This is a genomic window from Ancylomarina subtilis (assembly GCF_004217115.1).
GTDB classification, from domain to species: Bacteria; Bacteroidota; Bacteroidia; order Bacteroidales; family Marinifilaceae; genus Ancylomarina; species Ancylomarina subtilis.
The window spans coordinates 1042876-1067805 of the sequence record NZ_SHKN01000001.1; the positions used below are offsets into that span (position 1 = coordinate 1042876).

The window sequence follows — 24930 nt, forward strand, 5'->3', positions numbered from 1 at the left end:
ATTAGCCTATTTTTTGTAATTCTTTAAATAGCTCCTTTTCTTTCTCGCTCAGGTTTGTAGGAATCTTAATCAGGTAGGTGATTATGAGATCGCCAAATTCGCCCTCCTTCTTATAAACAGGAAAGCCCTTCCCTTTCAACTTTACTTTAGTTTCGTTTTGTGTTTCAGGTGCTATTTTTAGTTTCACTTTGCCATCAAAAGTATCCACCATAATCTCGCCGCCTAAAAGTGACGTGTACAGGTTTAGATAAACATTTAAATATAAATTATTACCATCCCGTTTAAATTGTGTCCGATTGATAATGATAAACTTAATGTACAGATCGCCATTGGGTCCGCCATTCAATCCCTGGCCTCCCTTTCCTTTTATTTTAATCACCTGACCATTCTCCACACCTGCGGGTATGGTCAGCCGTATATTGTTATCATTTACAGTTAATACCCGCTTATGCGTTGTATAAACGTCTTTTAAATCCAAATGCAATTCGGCATGATAATCCTGACCTTTAAATTTGGGATAATGAGCCTGCCTGTAAGAAGATCGTTTTCCTCCAAACATAGACTCAAAAAAATCCGAATATTCCTGACCTGAAAACCCTTGCTGAGCAAATCCATGCTGAGACTGTTGTTGCCTTTGATATTGGGCTTTTTCATATTCCTCACCCTGTTTCCAATCCTTACCATACTTATCATATTTATTGCGATTTTCGGGCACGCTCAACACTTGGTAGGCTTCATTTATTTCTTTGAATTTGATCTCAGCTTCCTTATTGTCGGGGTTTAAATCCGGATGATATTTCCGGGCGAGTTTTCGATAGGCCGCTTTAATTTCCTTTACACTTGCGGTTTTCGAAACGCCCAAAATCTTATAATAATCTATAAATGCCATTAAATTATTTTTAGTTTATTTTTATTGGGCATACAGGTCTTTTTAAGGACCATGCACTTTCTTTTTATAATGCTATCAATCTATAAGCAACACAAGAAAATCACCGAACAAGCACCTTCAAGTTTTCCCATAATCAATAGGGTCCCCACTGATATCTCAACTTACAGATTACAACTTAAATTACAAAATTTTAAAAGCAAACAATCAATCGAACTATCGCAAAATCAGAAACATATCTAAAATAGAACCCATCTACATAATTAGGAATCCTTAATGAGAGGCATAAAAAAGGTGTGATTTTCTCCAATCACACCTTTTACTGATATGTAAATGCCAATCCCACCAAAGAATCAAACATTTACACAAGCTATCGTCACCCCCAAAAAAATCAGAGGTGATCAATAGATGCCGGTTCCAGAAACACATCCAGACGATCGGTCACACCAAAATTGTGAACCAGTGTAATGATCTGGCTTTTATAATTGGTTGCACTAAATTCAATTGGAAAAGTCCCGGCATCGAGATGTGAAATGCGAAAACCACCTTCTGCACCTCTTATGCTATGCACAATCTCAGCCTCTGGAATCAAAACCCGGGCATTCGGAACGGGTTTTCTGGTCCGACTATCCTTCACCGACCCGATTAGGGCCATTTTTCTACTTGCGATGCGTTCCCGTCGGACCGCCTGCAAATAAGCGGCATAAACTTCAGGATCGGATAACTTGAAGAAACTCTCCATCAGTTTATTCAACTGATCGATCTGTAAACGATCTATTTCCTTAGCCAGACTTTCGATTGTGAGCGTGGCACTTTCCTTTTTCTTAATCATCTCCTGAGGCAAAGCCATATATGACTCCAGAGCCGAACAATTGTCCTTTAACAACTGAAGCATTTCAGCACTAATGCCCATCTCTGCCAGGCTTTCAGTATTCATATCACAGTACTCAATAATACTAACTGCCTTATGCTTTATGTTCAGAAACGACATCCGCAGCAATTTTTTATAGGTACTCTTGTAGTTCTCAATATCATTCAACTGATTCTTATTTAAACAGTTGGTATAAATCAGGTTCATAATACTGATTAAACTATGAGCCAAATTTTCTCGTCGCTGTGTTTTGGCAAGGGTGTATCCCCTGTTATCGGCTGTTTGAATCAAAATAGCTTCATTAAGATCGACTCCCAACTTCAACAACTTGCCTATAAGCGTCCAAACCAATGGGATCGCCTCTAATTTTGACTTAAATTCTGTTACAAAATCATTAAACTGGTACAACATTTTTTGTACGGGTATAAATTTCTTATTCATAACTTCAGATTTAAAAGATTAATAATTAGTCTATCACATTTCGCAAAAATGCTTATAAACCGAGCTCTCTTAAACTTCAAAATTGTATACGCTTAATCCTTTCCATCATTCTAAACAAAAAACAGAATACTTATAATTTAAAGGTTGAACAATCTAACCAATCAATTTCTGTGTCATAAACACAGGCCTCTGTGTTGCCATCGCCATAAGCCATATTATCCTCACCGCCATCTGTTTCGCAACCCCGGGCATTTCTATCATCAAACCTAGAGGTTTATGCACCAACACCACAGTCTATGTCATCAACACAAAGGCCTGTGCGACCTACTCGAAACACGAATGAAAAGATTTGATTTTCTGTGTTATAAACGTCCTATTTTATGTCAGAATCATTTTTATCAATGTTAAAAACAACTTCCTCTATCGAGGAAATAAAAACAAACAAATTAACAACATCAGATTCTGAGTCGAAATCAGAAACCTCCGTTTAGAAATAAAAGGCGTCTTATTTCCAATTTTTGGTGGGATTGTTAAATTATAAGTATACCGATTACTTAAAATCAATATAAAAAGCTCTTCCGGAAGAAACTTTTAGAGAATTAATAGCTCTTATAAGTCAAACTTATGATTCAGATACTTAATAAGCTATGGATCATTTTCTACAACAAAGTTAAATAAATTATTCTTTAAGCTCCAAACCAAAAATTCACTTGTCAGGAAAAAAAGCTCATTCATCAACTAAAAACATGCATTAAAGTATGTTTCAACCCTCTGATTTTATTGAGATTCCCGAACAATTAAGAATCTGTTATTTGCGTATCAAATAATTTCAAAAAATATTCACACTCCATTTCAATCCTGATCTTTTTCCCTAAACATCAGCTAAACAGAACACTATTCGAAAACGAAGATATCTTATTGTTTTATAGTTTTCACACCTAAAATGAGCCAAAGATAGGGAGCTGATGAGTGGGCATTAAAAAACCCAAAGCTGACGAGCTTTGGGTTATTTCTTTGAGGTTTGCGGTAATTGGTAGAGGGCACTTGCCCTGCCATTACTTAAAACAAAATATTGAGCATTAGTGCTTATTATTCAGGTTTAGCCCAAAATAGATCAGAATTATTTGTCTTATAATTCACAAATTTCACACCTGTCTTATTATTTGTAAATTCACTTTTTTGCGGATTTTGCTCAATCCCATCTAAAGGCAAAAGTTCAATATATGTGATCTCTTTTCCACTTTCCGAAGTTTCAGTATTATAACCACTTATTAATGGAACTTGAAGTCTGTAAAGGTTTTTAGCCATATAAAATTCTAAATAATGTTCTTTTGACTGTAAGTTCGTTCTATTCCAGTTTGCATCAGCATTCAGAACTAATGGTAGCCCTTGGATTAGTCTTTCCCTGACTTCTTGAATACCAAGCAAATTCCCTTTTTCGTCCATTACATACGCATCAAATGTTGGATCAATCCAAATCCATTTGTTCAACTCTGTGCTGTAAACCATATTTATTACGTGGCAATCATTAAATTTAGTTTCTCTAGGCATACAGGTGATATACCTTGATTTAATTCCCATAGATAAATAGCATTCATTGAGCATTGTTGCCATCATTCTACAGTTTATTCCGCGATTTTCAATTTTACAAGCATTCACTAATTCAATAGCATTCTTATTCTTTGGATTATAGCTATTTCCATCGTGTTTTACGATATTATGAACCCAATGCAAAAGATTAAAAATCTGTAAAAGTTCACTTCCATTTCCTGCTATCGAGTCTAATTTTAAGGTTTCCCGAGTTTTAATAAGATTTGAATTATCCTGAGATTGGTATGTAAATTCGGGAATATAGCGATTATCTGAATTATTATATTCGCTCGCTTTTCTTAATACTTCTAATTTTGATGGCTCCCAAACTATTCGAGTTCTTGCCGAATCTTTCTCATTAAGTAAAATAACAAAATCATATTGTTGGTTAGGTTCAATATCAAATGAGATTGAATCGATATCTGTATAAAAGGTTACCTTTTTTGCTGACGTCGTATAAATATCCGGATTAGCATCTGGTGCAATTCTCCAAGCATTTTTTTTCAGAGTATTGCCATCTTTAATATCAACTTGTGGTGAGTTTGCTTTTACAGTCTTCAGTTCACTTTGTGCAACTATTGCTTGTGTTGAAATCACTAGCACAATAAGGATTAGGATTTTAAGTTTCATAGTTTATATTTCATTATTTGTAAAAGGTTAGTGCTGTATTACCAACAACCAAAGGGAGCTCACGAAACGAAATGAGTAAACCGTTAAAGAAGTAAGCCGCATATATTTGTTTATATTTTGAACAAACCAATTTAATTGGCTTGCTGGTGTTTATTAATTGAACTAAACTTTCAAACTGCTCATCAACGCCCATGAAATTTAGCTTTTGTTGGCAATAGTATTTTATCCCTCTCAAGAAATAAGTATAGCATTTAACTTTTCACCTTTTGAATTCAATATATATTCATAAGGTTCTTGCTCAGATAAACTTCTCAAACTAACCTCACCAGAACTAGTAACTTGTCTAATTTGTATTAGACCAGCGCTCAACAAACTACCACTGTACTCATTAGATAAAGTTTGTCCAGAATTAAAAATGCACAAGTTCATTAAATCTGGTAAATATGACCGATTAACAATTTGAGAGAATTCTATAAATTCTTCTAATTCAATAAAACCACTAATAAATGATTTAAAAATTTTGGCAATTATTTCTGGTTTATCCGAGTCGTCAATCTTATTAATTATTTCGAGTAAACTTTCCCCTATTCTATTTTGATACTTTTTGTCATTATCAATTTTAGATCTCATTTCAGCTTTCTCTTTTTCAGAAAGATTGCCAAGTTCATTTATGAATTTCAATAATTTTTGGATGAATAAATGATCAGAGATACTATTCGTAATTTTGTAAATACTTTTTAAAGTACCTATAATAGGAATCTGATCAATAGTATCATTTTCAATTATCGCATCTAAAGTTAATTCCCCCATTTCAGAGATAATGTCTTTAGCTCCATTATCACTTATCGTCTCCATAAGAGAGTTTTCTATGGTCATTAGTTCTTTTGTCATTTTTATATTATTGCCAACGGGCTTGCGAAGTTTTGTGGGCTTTCGAAACAATTCACTTTCAAATCCGCACTTAGCCAAAACTTTTATTTACATTAATTCAAATTATAAATTGACAAATCAAAGATTTGGCGGTGTTGCAACGAAGAACTGCGATTGATTTACCCGCTAACCCCGCATTACATATAACTTTTGTTGTAAACAGTGTTTTATAATTTCTTCTATATTTCTATTAATTTCATAAATGTAACTCTTATTCAATTTCAAGAATTATTCTTTCAAAACTCACCAAACTTGTATATTAAAAGTAATATAATTCCGTAAAATAATATTAAATTAAGAATAACATAAGTAATGCGCTTTAGTTTACTCATATCGAATGCTCTTGAATTCCAAATAATAATCAGTAAATGGTATGGAATGAAAAAAAATTGTTCAATAAAATTAGAGGTGTTTAATAAATTTAAGGTTATAGATATTGGAACAAATACTATAGTCCATAAACTTACATTGTAAATATTTAAAACCAGATGTTCGTATAAGTTCCTTTTATATTTAAAAAAGGTTATGAAACTTAAAAAAGTTAATATGAAAATATTAAAAGAGAGAAGAATAAATTGAGTGGAAGCCTTACTTGTGATACTAACTCCTAAAAAATCCTTAGCGAAAATATAATGTAATAAAATGAATAAGGATGCCATTGTGAAGAATTTTCCAGGACTGTAATAAAATTTCCGAAATCCATTCCAATAGTTTAAAACTAATGTTTTGGGTTGGCTTAATCCGATTCGAATATTTCGGAAAAAAGATTTTTCTAATGAAAAAATACTACCAAATAAATCTCCTAAAAATGTTATGAAATTAATTCTACCACCATTATAATATTGTCCACACTTTGAGCAATATTTATCATTTATTTCACTTGAACATACAGAACATTTCATATTCTCTGAGGTTTTATTTGTGGTGTGTGTTAACGTTCAGTATAAAAAATCGTAAGTGATTTTGAAGCTCTTACCTGTCAAGTTGCACTGAGCCAAATTTGCGTTTTGACACAAATTTAAAGTTTTAAAACAAACCGTCAAATCGCAGATTTGGCGGAGTTGATTAAATGTGCAAATATTCCGTAAACCACTGAGCCACTTATGTTTTTTATACATTGTTGGCATTAGTTATTCCTCAGTCAGTAATTTTTTTAACTCTTTCAAAACTCGTAGTGACTTACCTTCAAACTTATCTTCTTTTCCGACCGACATTTGCTCATATACATCTAACGCCCAACTTGAATAAGTTCCAAAATCCTTCGTTCTTAACAATCCTTTTATCGTAAAAATATTTATCACGGGTGGAGCAAAAACAAAACTGCTCAAATCTTCTTTTTTGAGCGAATCAATCTGTTCATTTACCTTCTTTAGTGTATTATAAGAGTCAAAAAAAGAAACAATATCGTTAGTGTAAGACTCCGTAATCCAATCTTTAATTTTATCTAAATCTGATACATTTACAATTTCATAATCACTTATATAATCTTGTCTTTTAGAACTTGTATGAATGGTTTTTAATTCATACCCTAAATCATGTTGTTTATATAAATCAGAAAGAATATCTTCCACTTCAAGAAATCTCACAGAACCTGACATAACTCCAACGAATTTAAAACCTTCATATGTTCTAGTCGTTGTGAAATTAATGCTGAGAATTTTATCATCAAGTTTCTTCTCTAGCCATATTGAACTATTTCCTTGGTTACAAGGAGTCCAGTCAGAATCGAATAGTTTTGCCAATTCTATAATTAATTCTTTTCCTTTCATAAACTTCTAATCATTAACCAATCTGTAATTTGAATTGGGTCTGTTTTAATTAATGCCAACTTGTTTATATATTCACAAAACCTGACATTTATTTCCGTATAAAGAATCTATTGTACAGGTTTATGTTATTCTATTATTTTTCAATAAAAATAGAATCTATCAAATTTATGAAAACAATTGTATAAACAGTATTCTCAATTAAAGCAAAATGATAAGCTGGCGTTAAATAGAAAGAATAAAATTAAGTTAAGGCATGTGTCTCCACCCCGCCTTGCTGCGCAAGCCACCCCTCCTCATAAAGGAAGGGAAACTGTTAGTTAATCAAATCATATTATTTCTTTATAATTCCACTCCTCTTCAATAAACTCAGAAATCAAGAAGGAAAACTCTTAGCTGATTTTGAGTGAGTTTGCAATAAATTAAAAAGCTCTTCTTTCTCCTCCTTTTCAAGGAGGAGTACCCAAACTTGTTTTGGAGAGGTGGTTAGAATTGAGAAAGGTTTTGAAGACTAAGGAAACTGATAGAGAATTTTATTAACCTGATTCAAGTTTGGTAAAAAACAAGTACCAGTCATACCCTGATATCTAAACCTTACTTACAATCAGAACATTATATTCAATTTGCCACCTATTTCTTCTCTCCTTCTACAGGTTCAGGAAGCAATTCGGCGAGCATTAGGGCACCCTATATTTCGCCAAGCTCAATACAGAGGCACGTGTTAGAGCCCGCAAATATGCTCTCCCACTAGTTTTGTATCATCTGACTTATTAGTGAAACACTAAAAATACTCAACAGGAACCAGCCTAGAAATCCTTCGATTATGGTTATGTATCGCGAGGCTCCCTTTACAGGTATTGCTCCAAAACCAAGTGTAGAAAAAGAATTAATGCTAAGCGTAATGGAATTGAGCGCACGAATTATTCCAAGGTAAATCAGGTAGATCAAGACAGAAATGACCACTGTAAGCCCCACAAACACTTTGCGTGCAGATTTAAGATCGATCCATCGCCCTTGTAGCAGTTCCGTTCTTCGGTAGATAAAGCTTACAAGTTTGTATTTGATTACTGAAAACAGATACAAAGGCTTTCCCAACAAAACAATAAACAATGGGACAAGCGCCTTGTTCTCTTTCATTTCTTTTTTATATTCGGCAAAGGTTTTAAATTCCTCTATATAATTCTCGGTATAAAAATCTTCCAGGCGTTGTTCCGAGCTGAAATATTGCATAATGGTTCTATGCTTTTTAATCAAAAAGGCTCTATTTATACCATCCCAATCGCTGTAAAAAAAGAAATACACTGCAGCGAAAATAAGAATAACCCACATTGAAATAATCAAGGATTGTACCGGATTGGTTCCATATTCTGAAAAATATTTCAGGAATTGGTTAAATCGCCAATTGAACCACTTATTAGTACTTCGATCCAATTGGTACAAATGGTGATATTTAGCCGTTTCCATATCCTTCAACTGTTTATAACAGGCGTTGGCCGATTCCATATCCCCCTGGGTTCGGTACATCGAATAAAACTTTCGATAGGAGTTGTTTAATTCATTGAAATAGTAAATATTGGAAATTAAGGTGTCTGTTTTATGGGTTAAGGGTGCTTGCTCATAATTCCGATACAATCCAAGACCTACCGAATCGATTTGGCACCAATTAAAAGAGGTATTGTCTTTAGGAAGATTGAACTGATGCATTCCAAAGGGTTGCTTAAACTTACAGTTGCGAACGGTAAGATTTTCCTTTACTGAACAGGCTGTAAAGTCCAAAATACTGTTGGAAAAATCGATCCCTTGAAAGTGAATAACATCATATTTCCCACCTTTAAAATATAGTATTGGCATCACTTCAGTGGGCAATATTTTGCAATTGTACAAAGCAAACGAATTTATCTTCTTTTCATTCTGGCTAATCCTAAAAAGAAACTGATAAGTTTGATTTTCTTCTTCAAATCCGTAACGTTTTTGTATAATCCTATGGTCGGTATAGAGTGAGCAATTACTGAATAAAAGAACGCTAATTTGTAATTCAAGCACGACAGTTCTTTGAAGTATAGAGCAATAACTAAATTCTATGGTTCCCAAATTTGAATGCATAAAATCCAGCCCTTGCTTAAATGTGCAATTGTAAAAAATGAGTTGAGAAGCTCCCTCGCAATAATAAAAAGTGATATTATTCTGAAAAATTAGGTTTCTAACTTGACAGGTTTTGTTATTCGGTAATTTGCAATTCTTAATTGCAATTGTTGGCAATATCGTTTTTACACTTTTTTTGTCCTTATCTGTTGGCTTAGTGTATCTGGATAGCATAGGAGCATACAAAGAATCTTGTGTCGCATCATAAAAGATTTCGGTATCTTCTAACTCATATGCCTCGTCTTTACACTTTTCCATTTCCTTTACCCATTCGCTGATGGATATTTTTCTTTTGTATGTGTTCTGAGAAAATAAGTGAGTGCTAAGGGCGACATTACATAAGAGAATTAGGAAGATAATTTTTGTTGCCTTATTTATTCTATTCATACCATTCATCTTTATTTGCTACAAGGGTTATGTAAGTTGCTATGCCCTTACAACTCCCTATCTATTTAAATATCAAAAACCTAAGTGTCGGTAATATATAACGCTCAAAACCAATAAAACGGCTTACATTTTTGCAAGAGGAGATAAATTTATGAAAACAATTGTATAAACAGTATTCCCAATTAAAGTAAAATGATAAACTGACATTAAATAGAAAGAATAAAATTAAGTTAAGGCTTGTGTGTGTGAAGCACCACCCCGTCGAGTAAACTCGCCACCCCTCCTCATAAAGGAGGGGAAACTGTTAGCTAAATCGAATCTTATTATTTCTTTATAATTCCACTCCTCTTCAATAAACTCAGAAATCGAGAAGGAAAACTCTTAGCTGATTTTGAGTGAGTTTGCAATAAATTAAAAAGCTCTTCTTTCTCCTCCTTTTCAAGGAGAAGTACCCAAACTTGTTTTGGGAAGGTGGTTAGAATTGAGAAAGGTTTTGAAGACTAAGGAAACTGATAGAGAATTTTATTAACCTGATTCAAGTTTGGTAAAATACGGGTTCCATTCATAGCCTGATATTTACAGCTTACTTATAATCAGAGCATGACTATTCAATTCGCCACCCATTTCTCATTTTTGGAGATCGCAAACTACCGGAAAGACAAAAGATAGCACGATTACAGCTTATTGAAGATGCGTTTTTCTATTTACTGATAATATTCACCTATCTACAGATAATAAATAACTCTCTACTGATTTTTTTAACGAAACGATCAATTCATTTTTAAGTTTATGTTATGAAATGTTTATTAACCTAATCCCCCTTAATTATGAAAAAATGTTTTACTCTTATTTTTATTTTTGCATTTATCTGTCATTCGACCTATGCGCAAGAAATCGAAAAACAGAAACTTGACAGAAACGGTCACCCAACATTTATTAAATTCAACACTCAAGGCAAAACGAAAGCTGCTTCCAATACAGAAACGAAAGCCGTATTGTCTGGTTTGTTTAATATGTCAACAAATGATGCGTATAAATCGTTAAGATCAGAAAATGATCGCAATGGCTATACTCATGAGAGATTCCAACAATATCATAAGGGAATCAAAGTAGAAAATGGTATTTATATCGTTCATAGTCGTAATAAACTCATCGAATCGTTAAATGGTAACTATAAATTAATCAATGAGATTAACACGACGCCTACTCTCACCGTAAATGATGCCCGTGAAAAAGCAAAAGCTTTTGTTAACGCTGAAGAATACATGAGCACGGACAACAAAGATTTATACACAGAACCTGAACTCGTTATTGTTGCTCATGATTACGGCAAAAATCCTAAGGCTATTCACGAAATGGTATTGGCCTATAAAATTGATATTTATGCGACAAAACCTTTAAGTCGTGATTTTATCTATGTAAATGCACATACCGGAGAGATTGTTCATACGAATGCGCGTCTTCACCGAGCTAATGAAACCGGTTCTGGAGTCACACGCTATAGTGGAACAAAAACAATCAACACCGAAAGTTATAGTAACTATTACAGATTAAGAGATTACACCAGAGGTAATGGTATCGTGACTTACAACTGTAACCAGGGAACAAGTTATACAAATGCAGTCGATTTTACTGATAATGATAACAATTGGACTCAAGCTGAGTATGATAATTCGAATAAAGATAATGGTGCTTTAGATGCTCATTGGGCAGGCATGATGACCTATGATTATTTTAAAAACACATTTAATCGTAATAGTTTTGATGGTAATGGTGCGTTAATGAAAACCTATGTTCATTTCGATGTGAATTATGACAATGCCTATTGGAATGGTTCTGTTTTCACTTTTGGCGATGGAAGCTCCTTTGATATTTTAACCTCTCTAGATGTTTTTGGTCATGAATTCGGACATGCTGTTTGTTCATATACTGCTGATCTTAACTACCAAAATGAAGAAGGTGCTTTAAACGAAGCATTCAGTGACATTTGGGGTTGTGCGATTGAACACAAATATGCTCCAAACAAAGACACATGGGCAATGGGTGAAGATTTAGGTTCAGCACTCCGCTCAATAAGTGATCCAAAATCGAAAGGTTTACCCGATACTTATCAAGGTACAAATTGGGCCCCCCTTTCAAGCAGTCCCAGCAGATATAATGATTATGGTGGAGTTCACACAAACAATGGTCCTTTCTGCTACTGGTTTTATTTAATAAGCGAAGGTGGTTCCGGAACAAATGATAAGGGTGACGCTTATCAGGTAGCAGCTATTGGAATTGATAAAGCAGAACAAATTGCATTTCGAATTGAAAGTCAATATATGACTTCAAGCTCGAATTACGCAGATGCAAGAACATTTGCTATACAAGCAGCTCAAGATCTTTATGGAGCAGGTTCGCAGGAAGAAATTTCGGTAACCAATGCCATGTATGCTATTGGTGTTGGTACACCTTACGGTGAGATTGATGATTCATACTGTACTTCAAAAGGTAGTGATTTTAGTTATGAGTGGATTTCGGAAGTTGCTATTGGAACAGATTCAAATTCATCTGGTGCAACGGGATATTCCGATTTTACAGATAAAATCATAACGCTTGAGCCTGGCGCAACAGTTAATTTAACTTTAACGCCTGGTTATGCCAGTACAGCATATAATGAATACTGGAAAATCTGGATAGATTATAATAAGGACTTTACCTTTAGCGCTGACGAATTGGTATATGATGCAGGCGCTGTAAATAGTGGTGTTGTCAATGGAAGCATGACCATAGACGCCTCTGCAAGCGGGACAACACGTATGAGAATTTCTATGAAATATAATGGAGCACAAACGACTTGTGAGACATTTAGCTATGGTGAAGTTGAAGATTACAGCGTGACATTTGGTGAACCATCAGAGGATACAGAAGCTCCAAGTGCACCTACAAACCTGACATCTTCGGATATCACAGATACATCATGCACCTTGAACTGGACAGCTTCAACAGATAATGTTGCTGTAACAAATTATCGGGTTTATCAAGATGAAAATTTAATAGCAACAACAACAAATACCACAACAAGTGTAACAGGTCTTTCAGCATCTACGACATACAGCTTTTATGTCACTGCTATAGATGCTAAAGACAATATTTCAGCTGCAAGTAATTCGTTAGATGTAACAACGACAACAGCTAGTTCCAATAACTTAACACTAACGATTACATTCGATAAATATCCTGAAGAAACAAGCTGGGCACTAAAAGATAGTAATGGATCAACTGTTGCTTCAGGAGGAACATATAACTCGCAAGCAGATGAATCAACTCTTGTTATTCCCATTGATGATTTAGCAGATGCATGTTATGAGTTCACTATTTCGGATGCTTACGGTGATGGTATTTGCTGTGCCTATGGAAACGGTTCATACAAACTTGAAACCAGCACAGGAACGATCTTAGCATCAGGCGGATCATTTGGATCATCAGAGGTGACGAGTTTCTGTCTACCTGGTACAACTTACGGTATTACCGCTACGAATTCTAATATTAATAATATCGTAACAAAACCTGCTGTTAATATATATCCTAACCCAGCCAGCTCGTACATTAATGTACAGGTTACAAATGCTAAAACAAATGGTAGCCTTAAAATTTATAGTACAACTGGAAACTTAATAAAAGTTGTTAAGATGGAAGATAATGAGAGCACAATTAACATCTCAGAACTTCCAACGGGCTTATACCTTATCTCAGTCGAGACGAAAAAAGAGCTTATAACCAAAAAGTTTATCAAAAAATAAAATTTGAAAAAAAACTTAAGGCTATTTTCTTTTAAAAGTCCGATGCATATCAATTAACTCAAACCGTTTTATTTGTCTATGCAAAAATGAAGAAAGTCCGGTATTGAACCGGACTTTCTTATATGCAATAAATATCGGTTTAATGAGAAATGATTGGCAATAGCATGATGATATGAAACTCATAAAAGGCAATAATCGTTTAACGCACATTCAGCTAAAACCATTCAATGCAGTTTAACCATAACAATTAATTGACAAATATTATATTTTTACTGATTAAAAACATATATTTGTTGATTAATCTTAAAATCAATTGATTTCATTCGTATAAAGTTGAATTTAAGTTTACGTGTATTTCCAAACACCCAGAACCATTATGATAAAATGCATTGCTATTGATAATGAACTTTTAGCTTTAAAACAGATCGAATCTTATATCGATAAATCTCCCTTTCTTGAGAAGCTTGCAATTTATACGAGTCCTGAAAAGGCTATAGATGTTTTACAAGAAAAGCAAGTTGATTTGATGTTTATTGATATTGACATGCCCGATTTAAATGGTATCGACTTTGTTAAATTACTTGACAATCCTCCCATGGTGATTTTCACTAGCGTAAACAGTCAGCATGCAATTGATGGGTTTCGTTTAAATGCCATTGACTATCTACTTAAGCCTTTTAATTACTCCGAATTCTTAAAATCAGCACATAAAGCTAAAGCCAGGTTTAAAATTCATCACCCCATTACAACTCCGGATAAAACAGAAAACAATTTTCTTTTTATTAAATCGAATTACAAAACAATTAAAATTGATTTAAATCACATCAAATATATTGAGTCCATAAGCGAATACATGAAGATTCATTTAGACAACTCAACCGAAGTGATGTCGTTGTGCAGCTTAAAATCAATTGAAGATAAACTCCCTGATTACAAGTTCATGCGTATTCACAGGTCGTATATTGTGAACCTGACTAAAATTTCTGTAATCGATCGAAACAGGATTATTTTTGATGACAAAATCTACATTTCTGTCAGCGAGAAATACAAAAGTAAATTCCAAAACTGGGTTAATGAAAATATTCTTGTCTAAACTTTAACACGCCTTTGTTTTTATACAAAAAACAATTTTGTCCTGGATGAAATAAGAATTCGTTTGATTAATAAATCAGCAAACAAGCCATACAATTACCATATTTAATCAGTAAGAATCTGCGTCAAACTCTTACTTTAACCTTTACTCTTTAATTTTATTTTAGTCTTGATAAAGCTTTATCCTTGATTTTCCTTTCCCCTTTACCCCCATTCTCCATCTAATGTATTAATTTTACTGATTATCATTTTTCACAATCAGATGGCAGAGAACAAAGAGCTGAAACTGGCTTACGACTATATAGAGAACACCAACACCAATATTTTTCTCACAGGAAAAGCCGGGACGGGTAAAACCACTTTTTTGCACCGCCTGCGTCAGGAATCGCTCAAACGCATGATTGTGGTTGCCCCTACGGGTGTGGCTGCTATTAATGCGGGCGGGGTTACGGTTCACTCTTTCTTTCAGTTGGGATTCAGTCCCATTATTCCCGAAGATGAATACACCAATAAGGGGGAACAAGCACCGGAAAAACGATTCAACAAAACCAAGATCGATATTATCAAGTCTCTCGATTTATTGGTGATTGATGAGATTTCGATGGTTCGTGCCGACTTGTTGGATGGGATTGATTCGGTACTGCGTCGATATCGCAGATCGAAACTGCCCTTTGGCGGTGTTCAACTGCTGATGATTGGCGATTTGCAACAACTACCACCCGTGGTGAAACAGGAGGAATGGTCAATACTGAGTCGTTTTTACGAAACCGAGTTCTTTTTCAGTTCGCGTGCCTTGAAAAAATCACCTCATATCTGTATCGAACTCAAACATATTTATCGTCAGAAAGACGAAACCTTTATTCGTATTCTCAACGAAATACGCAACAACCAACTCTCTGATCAGTCGCGCCGCAGGCTGAATGCCAATTACAAACCCGATTTCGATCCGGACGATAAGGATGCCTATATTACACTGAGTACGCACAACCGTAAGGCTGAGGAAATCAACGAGATTAAACTGGAAAAGCTTGAAACTGACAAAAAAAGTTTTACGGCCAGTATAGATGGCCAATTTCCTGACTATTCCTTCCCTACCCTGGAAGAACTGGAACTCAAGAAAGGGGCTCAGGTGATGTTTGTGAAAAACGATTCGCAGTCAGCCAAACGGTTTTATAACGGCAAAATTGGAGTGATTACCTTTATGGATAAGGATAGCATCAGCGTAAAATGTGAGGGCGACGAGGATGTGATTGAGGTTGAGAAGGAAACCTGGCAGAATATAAAATTCAATATTAACGAAGAAAGCAAGGAGATTGAGGAAGAAGTGATTGGCTCCTTCACACAATTCCCTTTGAAATTGGCCTGGGCCATCACCATTCACAAATCGCAGGGTCTCACTTTTGAGAAAGCCATTATCGATGCCGCTTCGGCCTTTGCACACGGACAGGTCTATGTAGCCCTGTCGCGCTGCAAATCGCTTGAAGGCATGGTGCTGAAAACACGCATCAATCCTCAGGGCATTATCTGCGACAGCTCGGTAGCCAGTTTTAATAAGGCCATGCAAGAGAATCCGCCCAAACAGGAAGACCTATATAAAGCCAAGCGCGACTATCAGCTCTCTCTGCTCAAGGAACTCTTCGATATGGATTTGGTTTACCATTATTGTTATCGACTGAATAAAGTATTTGAGGCTTACCCCACCACTTCTCAGGGCGATTGCAAGGAAAAACTGAAGGCCGTCATCGATCAGATTAAACCCGAGCTGGTTAAGGTTGGGCAACAATTCGCCAATCAATTGTTTCAGATGTTTGGCGATTCAGCCAATCTGGAAAACGACAAGCTTTTTCAGGAACGTCTGAACAAGGCTTGCCAATATTTTATTCCCAAGCTTGAACTCTATATTCTTGAACCCGTTCATCAGGGCTATTTCGATACCGATAATCAGGCTTTGGAGAAAACAGTGAAAGAACTGCGTCTTCGAATTGTGGAATTAACGCGTGTGAAACTGGCCTGTATGCTTTACTGTCAGCATGGTTTTGTTTTAAAAGATTTCTTGGAACTTAAGGCCAAAGAGCATCTTAAAACCATCAGCTTCAAACGCATGCCAAAGCAAGAGGATTACTCGGCTGTTGTGGACTATCCAGAACTTTTCAAACAGCTTAAAGATTGGCGATATGCCAAAGCCGATGCCCAGAATACAGGCGTGGCTTCCATCATCAGTCTGAAGGTGATGGTTCAGATCTGCAACAGTCTGCCTCAAAATAAAATGGCTTTTAAGAAGATTAAAGGCATGGGCCCTAAAAAGATTGACGAATTTGGACTGGAACTTTTGAAACTGGTAGATGCTTTCAAAAAGGAAAACAATCTGTCGCAGACTCCCGATATATTTTCATCCGCACAAACTGAAGCGCCAAAGAAAGTAAGTAGCAAAGAGAAAAGTTATCAGATGTTTAAAGAGGGCAAGAGTATTCCGGTGATTGCAGCCATGCGCGATCTGACTCGTTCCACTATTGAAGAACACCTGACCTATTATGTGGGGATCAATGCCTTAGATGTCAGTAATTTTGTTGAATATGAGACCTTAGAAAACATCATGGCTTATTTCGACACACACGAAATACATGCACTCAACGATGCCAAACGCGATTTGGGAAAAGATGTTAGCATGAGTGATTTGCGCTTTGTTTTAGCGCATTGGGAGAATGTTAAGCATAAATAATCATGCCGGATAGGTGCGATAAAAGAACTACTATATAGTTTTAGTTGGATGAATTATTCTTTAAACATTTTTTCTCTTTATTTACTTTTCCTTGATGAAAAGTAACAACCGAGTGAAGCAAGCTCACGAACATCTTAATGCGAGTAAAAATCATCCCTATCGTTCAGAACCGGCACTCAATCGACTATTGTATACAGTATATTCGTCATTTCAATCCTCTTTTATTCACAAAAAGACAAAAAAAATCTCCCCTGAAATTCAGGGGAGACAATAAGGCTTCGAAGCAAGCTCAGAGGAATTCTATATCTAGGCTTCTTCAAGCGCTTGCTTGGCATCCAATTTTCGGGTTACTCGTCCGAATATGATCAGGGCAATAGCAGATGTCGCAGCAATGGCTACAAAATAATACCAGATATAATGAGCATGAACTGAAGCTTGTTCCCATGCAGCATGGCTCTCGAACAACTTTGGATCCGGACAGTATCTTGACAAGAGGTATCCCGATAATCCAAAACCTAAAATTGATGAGATGAATGAATGCAGATGAGAGAAACCGAGATACATTCCTTCTTCACCCTTAGGTGCCTGCAAGGAGAAATACTCAAGGAAACGTGGCGAAATAAAGGATTCGGCAAAACCCTGGAATACAATCCCTATAATCATCATAAAGGCAACCGGATGCATACTAACAATTGATTCAACATCCAGAAGGTTACCAGCTGCCATGCACAAAGCTGAGACCGGCATTATGAACATACCAACGGTCATGGAAAACAGAGCTGTCTTCTTTCTCATCATCTGAGTAATCAGACCCACAAAAAGGAAAACAATCAAAGGATTAACGTTAGCATACCAGGAGGGTGAAGCGCCTTCGCCTGCCATACGCAAAACATACTTTGGCATGGTAGCGTACAGTTGGTGCTGAACCATCCAAAATCCGGTTACAATCAAAATCAAAGCCACCAAACGTCCATTTGCAAGCACCTTCAGCAAGGCATCCCAGATTTCACGAATGGTCTTGCCCTCTCCTTCGTGACGAGTGGTCTTAAAAAAGAAATAAACGGCTATCAGTCCAAGTAAAGTTGCTCCAGCCGAGAAATAATTTAAGGTAATTAATCCTTCATTTCCCATTGCCTCACGCAATGGCTTTACAATCGTTTTCCCGGAAAAGGCTCCAATATTTACCATTGTGTAGAAAATAGAAAAACCTTTCGCCCGGTTCGCGACAGTCGTTTCCTTAGCAACGGTACCTGTAATTACCGATTTAATGAATGATCCACCAATCATTATCAGGATAATAATTGGGATGATAAACCATTTATGCAAACTGCTCTCTAATCCTGTAAATGTTGTAATCTTGGTATATTCTACCAGGCCTGCGGATTCGAGCATGGTTGGGAAAATAGCTAAACCAGCATAACCAACGGTTAAAAGGGAAAATGCTAATAGTAAAGCAGACTTAAATCCCATTTTATCGGCTAATGCTCCACTAAAAGTTGGCAATAAATACAAACCTCCAGAGAATAAACCAGAAATCATAGCCGCTTCCACATCTGTAAATCCTAATATTCGGGATAGGTAAATTGTAATCACAATAAAAACCCCATAATAAGCAGCTCTTTCCAATAATTCAACCGAATTGGCTACCCAAAAAGCTCTGGAAAAGCGCTCCTTTATCGTACTCTTTTTTTCAATACTCATTTTAACTCACAGTTTAATTTATTTAAGGTATAGTTGTCGCACATTCAGACCGCAAAAATAAATTGACTTGCCTGCTCCACAAATAGGGAAAACCCGACTTTCCATCTCAAACAAAAATTAGACCGAACAGATTTATTCCCTAAACACTCTTACAATTTCGGACATAAAAACGGAATCTCATTTTTTATTTCAATTAAACGAGCAAATTAAAATCATTAATGTCAATCAATTGCTTGTTTTAACAAAAAAATATTCCTCCAGATGAGCCTGTATATTTGCGAAACAATCTTTTTTGACTTACATTTGCACCCGTTATCAAAACAGATAGCAACACGTATTGGAGAGATGGCAGAGTGGTCGAATGCGGTAGTCTTGAAAACTATTGTGCGGCAACGTACCGGGGGTTCGAATCCCTCTCTCTCCGCCTTCGCCCGACGTAGCATTAGCTGTGTCGGGCTTTTTTTATACATTAAACCAAAATGCGAAGTCGGGTGAGTTAAATACCGGGCTACGGCGGATACATCCTCATCATATTCATCCCCCAATACAATTCACTGTGTCCATGTGCTTATTTTTATGCACTAAACCCAAATGCAAAGTCGGGTGAGTTAAATTCCAGGCTTCGGCGGATACATTCGCCCACCAAAGTAGTTTTGTGACAACAAGCTTTTCCTTGTTTACGCTAAAATTTCCTACACAATTAGGTAATCAAACCTCCAGGCTAGATTCTCCACCATAGCAATTTATTACTTAGGTGGACAGCGGATAAACTTTCAACAGAACACACTCAACATCAATACCGTAACGAACACAAAATCGTTATAAAAAAAAATATCAGCTTGACGAATTCATGATAAGTTCGTAATTTCAAGACTCTACCAAACTTTGAAATATGTACTACGTCTACATTCTACAATGCTCGAATGGAAAATTATACACGGGTTGTACTTCAGACATTAACAAACGTCTGGAAAGACACAATAATGGCCACGTTCCATCTACAAAAAACATCCGTCCACTAAATCTTATTACTTATACTACATTCATTGATAGATATAAAGCTTTTGAATATGAAAAGTATTTAAAATCAGGATCTGGGAGAGCATTTGCAAAGCGACATCTTATATAAAATGGATTTTTTTTCACACTTAACTTTCGTGAATTTGAACCCTAGAGGGAACATGATAAATTCAGAGGAGTCATGCCCCCTCTCTCCGCCTTCGCCCACCAAAGTAGTTTTGTGACAATAAATTTTTGGAAATGTGAGACTGTTTTTAATCTATGAACTTGGCAACGCAGGTGAGGCCCATAGAGAGTAAACTTCTGGGAAAATAAAACAAAAAAAGACCCCCTGAAAATAAATTCAGGGGGTCATACTCAATTATTAAATAGTCATTAGGCCTTTGGCTCAATTACTAAAAGCAAATCGCCTTTAGCAACAGAATCACCAGAATCACATTTAATCTCTTTTACAGTACCTTCGGCTTTAGCATCAAGATTATTCATCATCTTCATCGCTTCAAGTACCACTAGTGTATCTCCAATTTTTACTTCATCACCAACTTTCACTTTGCACTCCACAATCATACCTGGAATTGGTGCAACAACACTTCCTGTGGCAAATTCGTCAGCGGCAGATTCCTTTTTCTTACGACCTTTAAATTGAGGTGCAGCTGGACCGTTAGGATCATTGATTTCTACAGTAAAGGTTTCGCCATCAACAGTAACTTCAAGCTCACGTCCCTTACCTTTTCCTTTAGAAGTCAGTTCGCCAGAAAGGGCTTTTCTGATTAACTCTTGCTCTTTCTCAACTTCTGCCATAGTTTTTGCTTTGACATCAGCTGGTACTTCTTCCAAACCATATTTCCATTTCAAGAAACGTTTTCCTGTGATAGGATAAAGTGCGCATAAAACTTCGTCATCAATATCTTTAGCAAGATTTCCGAATTCAGTTTTAACCTCTTCCATCTCTGGCTCAAGAATAGATCCTGGACGAGCTGTAATAGGCTCTTCTCCTCGAGGATAACCTTCAAGAGCTTTCTTTTGAACCTCAGGATTAATTGGATGAGTCGTTTTACCATACAATCCGTAACAAAGGTCTTTTACCTCTTTGGTAATTTGTGCATATTCTCCTTCATAAGAGTCGAATAATACATTGTTTACTGTTTGTACACCAACAATTTGAGATGTAGGCGTAACCAACGGAATATTACCTAGATCTTTACGAACTTTTGGAAGTAAACGATATACTTCTGGTAACTTATCCAGTGCATCCATAGCTTTCAACTGATTTACTAAGTTAGAAAGCATTCCACCCGGAGTCTGGTGCAATAACACATTGATATCCGTCGTAGCGTACTTAGGGCTATTATCTAAGTGCTTGTATTTAGGAATGTATTTCTCCATTTCTTCAGCAATCGCATTAATCTTATTAATGTCCATTCCTGAGTCACGGTTTGTTCCCAATAGCGACATAATCATTGGCTCAACAGCAGGATGAGAAGTACGGTAAGCATAAGGTCCGATACAAGTATCAACAATATCCACACCTGCTTCAATCGCTTTGAAAATTGCCAAGTCACCCATACCTGAAGTAAAGTGAGTATGCAAGTTAATTGGGGTATCTGTAAATTTCTTGATTTCGCGCACCAAATTATAAATATCATAAGGAGCGATCAAGCCAGCCATATCCTTAATACAGATAGAATCTACACCAAAGCTTAAAAGATCTTTTACCTTGTTGATATAGTATTCCATATTGTATACTTCACCACCCAAACGAGGTTGGTTCAACGTATAGCATACAACACCTTGTAAGTGCTTCTTGTTATCTTTAATAACTTTAGCCGCAGTTTCGAAATTTCTGAAATCATTCAGTGCGTCAAAACAACGGAAGATATCCATACCATTATCGATTGATCGCTGAACAAAAGCCTGAACCACATCATCTGCATAATTACGGTATCCTACCACATTTTGCCCACGAAGAAGCATTGAAAATGGTGTTTTAGGCATATGCTTTTTCAATACTCTTAGACGCTCCCATGGATCTTCTCCCAAGAAACGGTGCATCGTATCAAAAGTAGCACCACCCCATGTTTCAACCGCATTATATCCAGCTTCATCAATCATTTCTGCTACAGGCAACATATCTTCTGTACGACCGCGAGTAGCGAAAAGCGACTGGTGACCATCACGTAAACTTACGTCATTAATCTTAATTGGATTTTCAGCTTTTGGACGATCATTGTCAAAATTAAGTTGGGTCATTTGTAAAACCCCGTGCTTATCGTATATCATCTTCTTATTTTTTTTATCAATTATTACTTTTCCCAACTAACAGGAAAATAGAATTATGCACTTCGTAGACTTCGACCACGAAGCTGTACAGTCTTACGTTTAGACATCATCATTTTAATGCCAGTACGTGCCCAAGAACCATTAGTCGAACCTCCAACTTTTAATGCTTCAGCTTTCTCTAACTCTATGTGGTGAGCAACTGCTATAAGAACTGCTTTTTTAATCTTTTCTTCTCGAGTCATAATTATTGGTATAAATAATTAATTTATTAAAGTCTTTCTTACAATGGAATATTTCCGTGTTTCTTAGCTGGTAAAACCTCCGCTTTTGTATGCATCGCTCTCAATGCATCAATCAATCGAGCACGCGTTTCACTTGGAAGAATCACATCATCAATATAGCCACGCTGAGCTGCCAAATAAGGAACGTTAAATGCTTCTTCGTACTCCTTAATTTTCTCATCAGTCTTAGCTTGCTTATCATCAGCAGCAGCAATTTCTTTTTTATAAGTAGAAATAACCTCTACAGCACCTTTAGCACCCATTACTGCAATTTCGGCAGTTGGCCAAGCGAATACCATATCAGCTCCCAATGGCTTAGAACACATTGCCAAATAAGCTCCACCGTAATCCTTACGTGTTACCACAGTAAATTTAGGTACAGTAGCTTCTGCATAACTCCAAAGTAGTTTTGCACCGTGGCGAATAATACCACCTAGCTCTTGTTGTACGCCTGGAAGGTATCCCGGAACATCTACAAATGTGATCATTGGAATATTAAATGCATCACAAGTACGAACAAAACGGCTAATTTTATCAGAGGCATCAATATCCAAACAACCTGCCTGAATTAAAGGTTGATTTGCGATAATACCTACCGAACGATTGTCTAATCGACCAAAACCAATGATTGCATTTTCTGCATAGTACTCGTGTACTTCGTAGAATTCCCCCTGGTCAAGGACTGATTCAATAACAGCCTTCATATCGTAAGGTGTTTTTGGATCGTCTGGAATCATCGTATCCAGTTCGTCGCAAACACGCTCCGGATCGTCACCCATTTGCAATTGAGGTGTTTCCTCAAGGTTATTATTAGGAAGATAACTTAAAAGATCGCGAATAGCCTCGATTGTTTCTTCGTCGGTATCACAAGCAAAGTGTGCATTACCACTTTTGGCATTGTGAGCCATAGCTCCACCCAGTTCTTCAAAAGTCGTCTCTTCACCTGTTACTGTTTTAATTACATAAGGAGAAGTAATAAACATGTGACTCTGCTTCTTCACCATGTAAACAAAGTCTGTCATAGCTGGTGAATAAACTGCACCACCGGCACAAGGCCCCATAATAGCGGAAATCTGTGGGATTACACCAGAAGCTCTCGAATTACGCATAAATACCTCACCGTAACCTTTTAGTGCATCAACACCCTCTTCTACACGTGCTCCACCAGAATCATTAAGTCCAACAATAGGCGCTCCGGCACTTACTGCCAAATCCATTACTTTACAGATTTTTGCAGCATGCATTTCACCTAAAGATCCTCCACGCGAAGTAAAATCCTGAGAGTAAGCAAAGACTGTTCGTCCATTCACTAAACCATGACCAATAATTACGCCATCAGCAGGAATTTCTGTTGTTTCAAAGCCAAAGTTCGTACAACGGTGTTCCACAAACATATCCAACTCTCTAAAACTTCCTTCATCAAAAAGCAAGTCTATTCTCTCACGTGCGGAAAGCTTACCTTTTTCATGTTGCTTGGCAACACGAGCTTCTCCGCCCATCTTTTTAACTTCTTCTCTTTTTTTCTTTAAGAGATCTAACTTTTCAGATACCTTCATTTTATATTTTTTTTCAAGTAATTTGCTAAGAAAATCTCAAGGAATTTCTATTATACTTCAATTGCTATTCAATTTTAAACCTAAAAATTTAAACCTCTTGTTTAAATTACAATCCAGTTTAAAGAATTATTTCATTATTGATGGACGAATATAAATACTTTCATTGAAATAATAAACTGTTTAAAAACACCAACTCATGTCCGTAAACGTTTGTATATCAATCGACACCACTACAAACCTCTCACGTACTCCCTTATTTTTCAGACAATTAAGTCGCACAAGACGACTTTTATCAAATTAGATCAAAATTTTATAAGAAATACTATACAACATATAGATAGGTGAATGAAAACACTCATTGTGGTAATTTTCAATGTCATTTTCTATCAAGGAAAGAATACATACGAATAACTCCCCTCCTAATATTTCATTCAAACAGCAACTAACAATCACCAAACTATCTGTTAATGGGTAACATTACTCATTAATATCGAAATGCTAATGCTTATTTTTTCGTACATATAAAAATCACTCCAATGTCTCCAACAACTTATAGGGATGACACGAAAATTTAACAAATTGATTAAAAAATAACTGACTATGGCTGGCGAAAAAAAAAAGATTTAGAACATAGGAAGTCAGTTCGTAGGATTGTTTATAAGGCATCATACATATAAAGATTTATTTCTCTATTGGGTGGTGGATGCAATCATTTTCCCGTGAAAGAAAGATGACATGATCAGTAAAATCATTTCTATAATTTAGACTTCAATTGAAGTTTGATGATATTACCCAAAGTAGTCGTCCTAATTTTAATGAAATTTCAACTCTCCGCCTTCGCCGCCTGAACAGTTTT

At 36.1% G+C, this 24930-nt stretch carries 14 protein-coding genes and 1 tRNA gene; 5 read left to right on the forward strand and 10 right to left on the reverse strand.

Annotated elements, in window-relative coordinates; genetic code table 11:
• Position 1 precedes the first annotated feature (1 nt).
• From EV201_RS04330 to EV201_RS04355, 6 genes are all read right to left on the reverse strand, one after another.
• A complete protein-coding gene (locus EV201_RS04330; protein ID WP_130306164.1) occupies positions 2 to 889 on the reverse strand; it encodes a DnaJ C-terminal domain-containing protein in 888 nt (295 codons plus the stop codon).
• Between the two features lie 388 nt (positions 890 to 1277).
• Entirely contained in the window at positions 1278 to 2198 is a 921-nt protein-coding gene (locus tag EV201_RS04335; RefSeq protein WP_130306165.1) for a peptidase associated/transthyretin-like domain-containing protein, read from the reverse strand.
• A gap of 1089 nt (positions 2199 to 3287) precedes the next feature.
• Positions 3288 to 4418: a transglutaminase domain-containing protein gene (locus EV201_RS04340; protein ID WP_130306166.1), complete on the reverse strand. Its 1131-nt coding sequence runs from the start codon at positions 4416 to 4418 to the stop codon at positions 3288 to 3290.
• Positions 4419 to 4649: 231 nt separating this feature from the next.
• Positions 4650 to 5309 (reverse strand): hypothetical protein, encoded by a 660-nt coding sequence (locus EV201_RS04345; RefSeq protein WP_165389578.1) that lies wholly within the window; start codon positions 5307 to 5309, stop codon positions 4650 to 4652.
• 1169 nt (positions 5310 to 6478) lie between these two features.
• The gene (locus EV201_RS04350; RefSeq protein ID WP_130306168.1) at positions 6479 to 7117 is read right to left on the reverse strand and encodes a hypothetical protein; all 639 of its coding nucleotides are present in this window, start codon (positions 7115 to 7117) and stop codon (positions 6479 to 6481) included.
• Positions 7118 to 7861: 744 nt separating this feature from the next.
• Complete coding sequence (locus EV201_RS04355; protein ID WP_130306169.1) at positions 7862 to 9643, reverse strand: potassium channel family protein; 1782 nt, start codon at positions 9641 to 9643, stop codon at positions 7862 to 7864.
• Positions 9644 to 10470: 827 nt separating this feature from the next.
• Here EV201_RS04355 and EV201_RS04360 point away from each other — a divergent pair.
• The 3 genes from EV201_RS04360 (at position 10471) to EV201_RS16600 (ending at position 17236) form a co-directional block, all read left to right on the forward strand.
• Positions 10471 to 13425 (forward strand): M4 family metallopeptidase, encoded by a 2955-nt coding sequence (locus EV201_RS04360; protein ID WP_130306170.1) that lies wholly within the window; start codon positions 10471 to 10473, stop codon positions 13423 to 13425.
• 376 nt (positions 13426 to 13801) lie between these two features.
• Complete coding sequence (locus EV201_RS04365; protein WP_130306171.1) at positions 13802 to 14518, forward strand: LytR/AlgR family response regulator transcription factor; 717 nt, start codon at positions 13802 to 13804, stop codon at positions 14516 to 14518.
• 261 nt (positions 14519 to 14779) lie between these two features.
• A complete protein-coding gene (locus EV201_RS16600) occupies positions 14780 to 17236 on the forward strand; it encodes a helix-turn-helix domain-containing protein (protein ID WP_130306172.1) in 2457 nt (818 codons plus the stop codon).
• A gap of 306 nt (positions 17237 to 17542) precedes the next feature.
• On the opposite strand, the gene EV201_RS04375 is transcribed toward EV201_RS16600, so the two are convergent.
• A complete protein-coding gene (locus EV201_RS04375) occupies positions 17543 to 18937 on the reverse strand; it encodes an MFS transporter (protein WP_130306173.1) in 1395 nt (464 codons plus the stop codon).
• A 339-nt stretch (positions 18938 to 19276) separates the two neighbouring features.
• Between EV201_RS04375 and EV201_RS04380 the strand changes: the two genes are divergently transcribed.
• Both EV201_RS04380 and EV201_RS04385 read left to right on the forward strand, forming a co-directional pair.
• Positions 19277 to 19361: transfer RNA gene (locus EV201_RS04380), tRNA-Ser, on the forward strand.
• Positions 19362 to 19829: 468 nt separating this feature from the next.
• The gene (locus EV201_RS04385) at positions 19830 to 20066 is read left to right on the forward strand and encodes a GIY-YIG nuclease family protein (RefSeq protein WP_130306174.1); all 237 of its coding nucleotides are present in this window, start codon (positions 19830 to 19832) and stop codon (positions 20064 to 20066) included.
• Positions 20067 to 20332: 266 nt separating this feature from the next.
• On the opposite strand, the gene EV201_RS04390 is transcribed toward EV201_RS04385, so the two are convergent.
• The 3 genes from EV201_RS04390 to EV201_RS04400 are packed head-to-tail and all read right to left on the reverse strand — an operon-like array spanning position 20333 to position 24074.
• Entirely contained in the window at positions 20333 to 22237 is a 1905-nt protein-coding gene (locus EV201_RS04390) for a pyruvate carboxylase subunit B (RefSeq protein WP_130306175.1), read from the reverse strand.
• A gap of 53 nt (positions 22238 to 22290) precedes the next feature.
• Entirely contained in the window at positions 22291 to 22479 is a 189-nt protein-coding gene (locus EV201_RS04395; protein WP_130306176.1) for a hypothetical protein, read from the reverse strand.
• A gap of 38 nt (positions 22480 to 22517) precedes the next feature.
• Entirely contained in the window at positions 22518 to 24074 is a 1557-nt protein-coding gene (locus EV201_RS04400; RefSeq protein ID WP_130306177.1) for an acyl-CoA carboxylase subunit beta, read from the reverse strand.
• Positions 24075 to 24930: the final 856 nt, after the last annotated feature.

Coding starts and splice junctions, on each gene's coding strand:
- EV201_RS04335 (WP_130306165.1), bottom strand. CDS start 2,198: ATGAATAAGAAATTTATACCCGTACAAAAAATGTTGTACCAGTTTAAT.
- EV201_RS04355 (WP_130306169.1), bottom strand. CDS start 9,643: ATGAATAGAATAAATAAGGCAACAAAAATTATCTTCCTAATTCTCTTA.
- EV201_RS04340 (WP_130306166.1), bottom strand. CDS start 4,418: ATGAAACTTAAAATCCTAATCCTTATTGTGCTAGTGATTTCAACACAA.
- EV201_RS04400 (WP_130306177.1), bottom strand. CDS start 24,074: ATGAAGGTATCTGAAAAGTTAGATCTCTTAAAGAAAAAAAGAGAAGAA.
- EV201_RS04330 (WP_130306164.1), bottom strand. CDS start 889: ATGGCATTTATAGATTATTATAAGATTTTGGGCGTTTCGAAAACCGCA.
- EV201_RS04345 (WP_165389578.1), bottom strand. CDS start 5,309: ATGACAAAAGAACTAATGACCATAGAAAACTCTCTTATGGAGACGATA.
- EV201_RS04385 (WP_130306174.1), top strand. CDS start 19,830: ATGTACTACGTCTACATTCTACAATGCTCGAATGGAAAATTATACACG.
- EV201_RS04365 (WP_130306171.1), top strand. CDS start 13,802: ATGATAAAATGCATTGCTATTGATAATGAACTTTTAGCTTTAAAACAG.
- EV201_RS04360 (WP_130306170.1), top strand. CDS start 10,471: ATGAAAAAATGTTTTACTCTTATTTTTATTTTTGCATTTATCTGTCAT.
- EV201_RS04350 (WP_130306168.1), bottom strand. CDS start 7,117: ATGAAAGGAAAAGAATTAATTATAGAATTGGCAAAACTATTCGATTCT.
- EV201_RS04395 (WP_130306176.1), bottom strand. CDS start 22,479: ATGACTCGAGAAGAAAAGATTAAAAAAGCAGTTCTTATAGCAGTTGCT.
- EV201_RS04375 (WP_130306173.1), bottom strand. CDS start 18,937: ATGAGTATTGAAAAAAAGAGTACGATAAAGGAGCGCTTTTCCAGAGCT.
- EV201_RS16600 (WP_130306172.1), top strand. CDS start 14,780: ATGGCAGAGAACAAAGAGCTGAAACTGGCTTACGACTATATAGAGAAC.
- EV201_RS04390 (WP_130306175.1), bottom strand. CDS start 22,237: ATGATATACGATAAGCACGGGGTTTTACAAATGACCCAACTTAATTTT.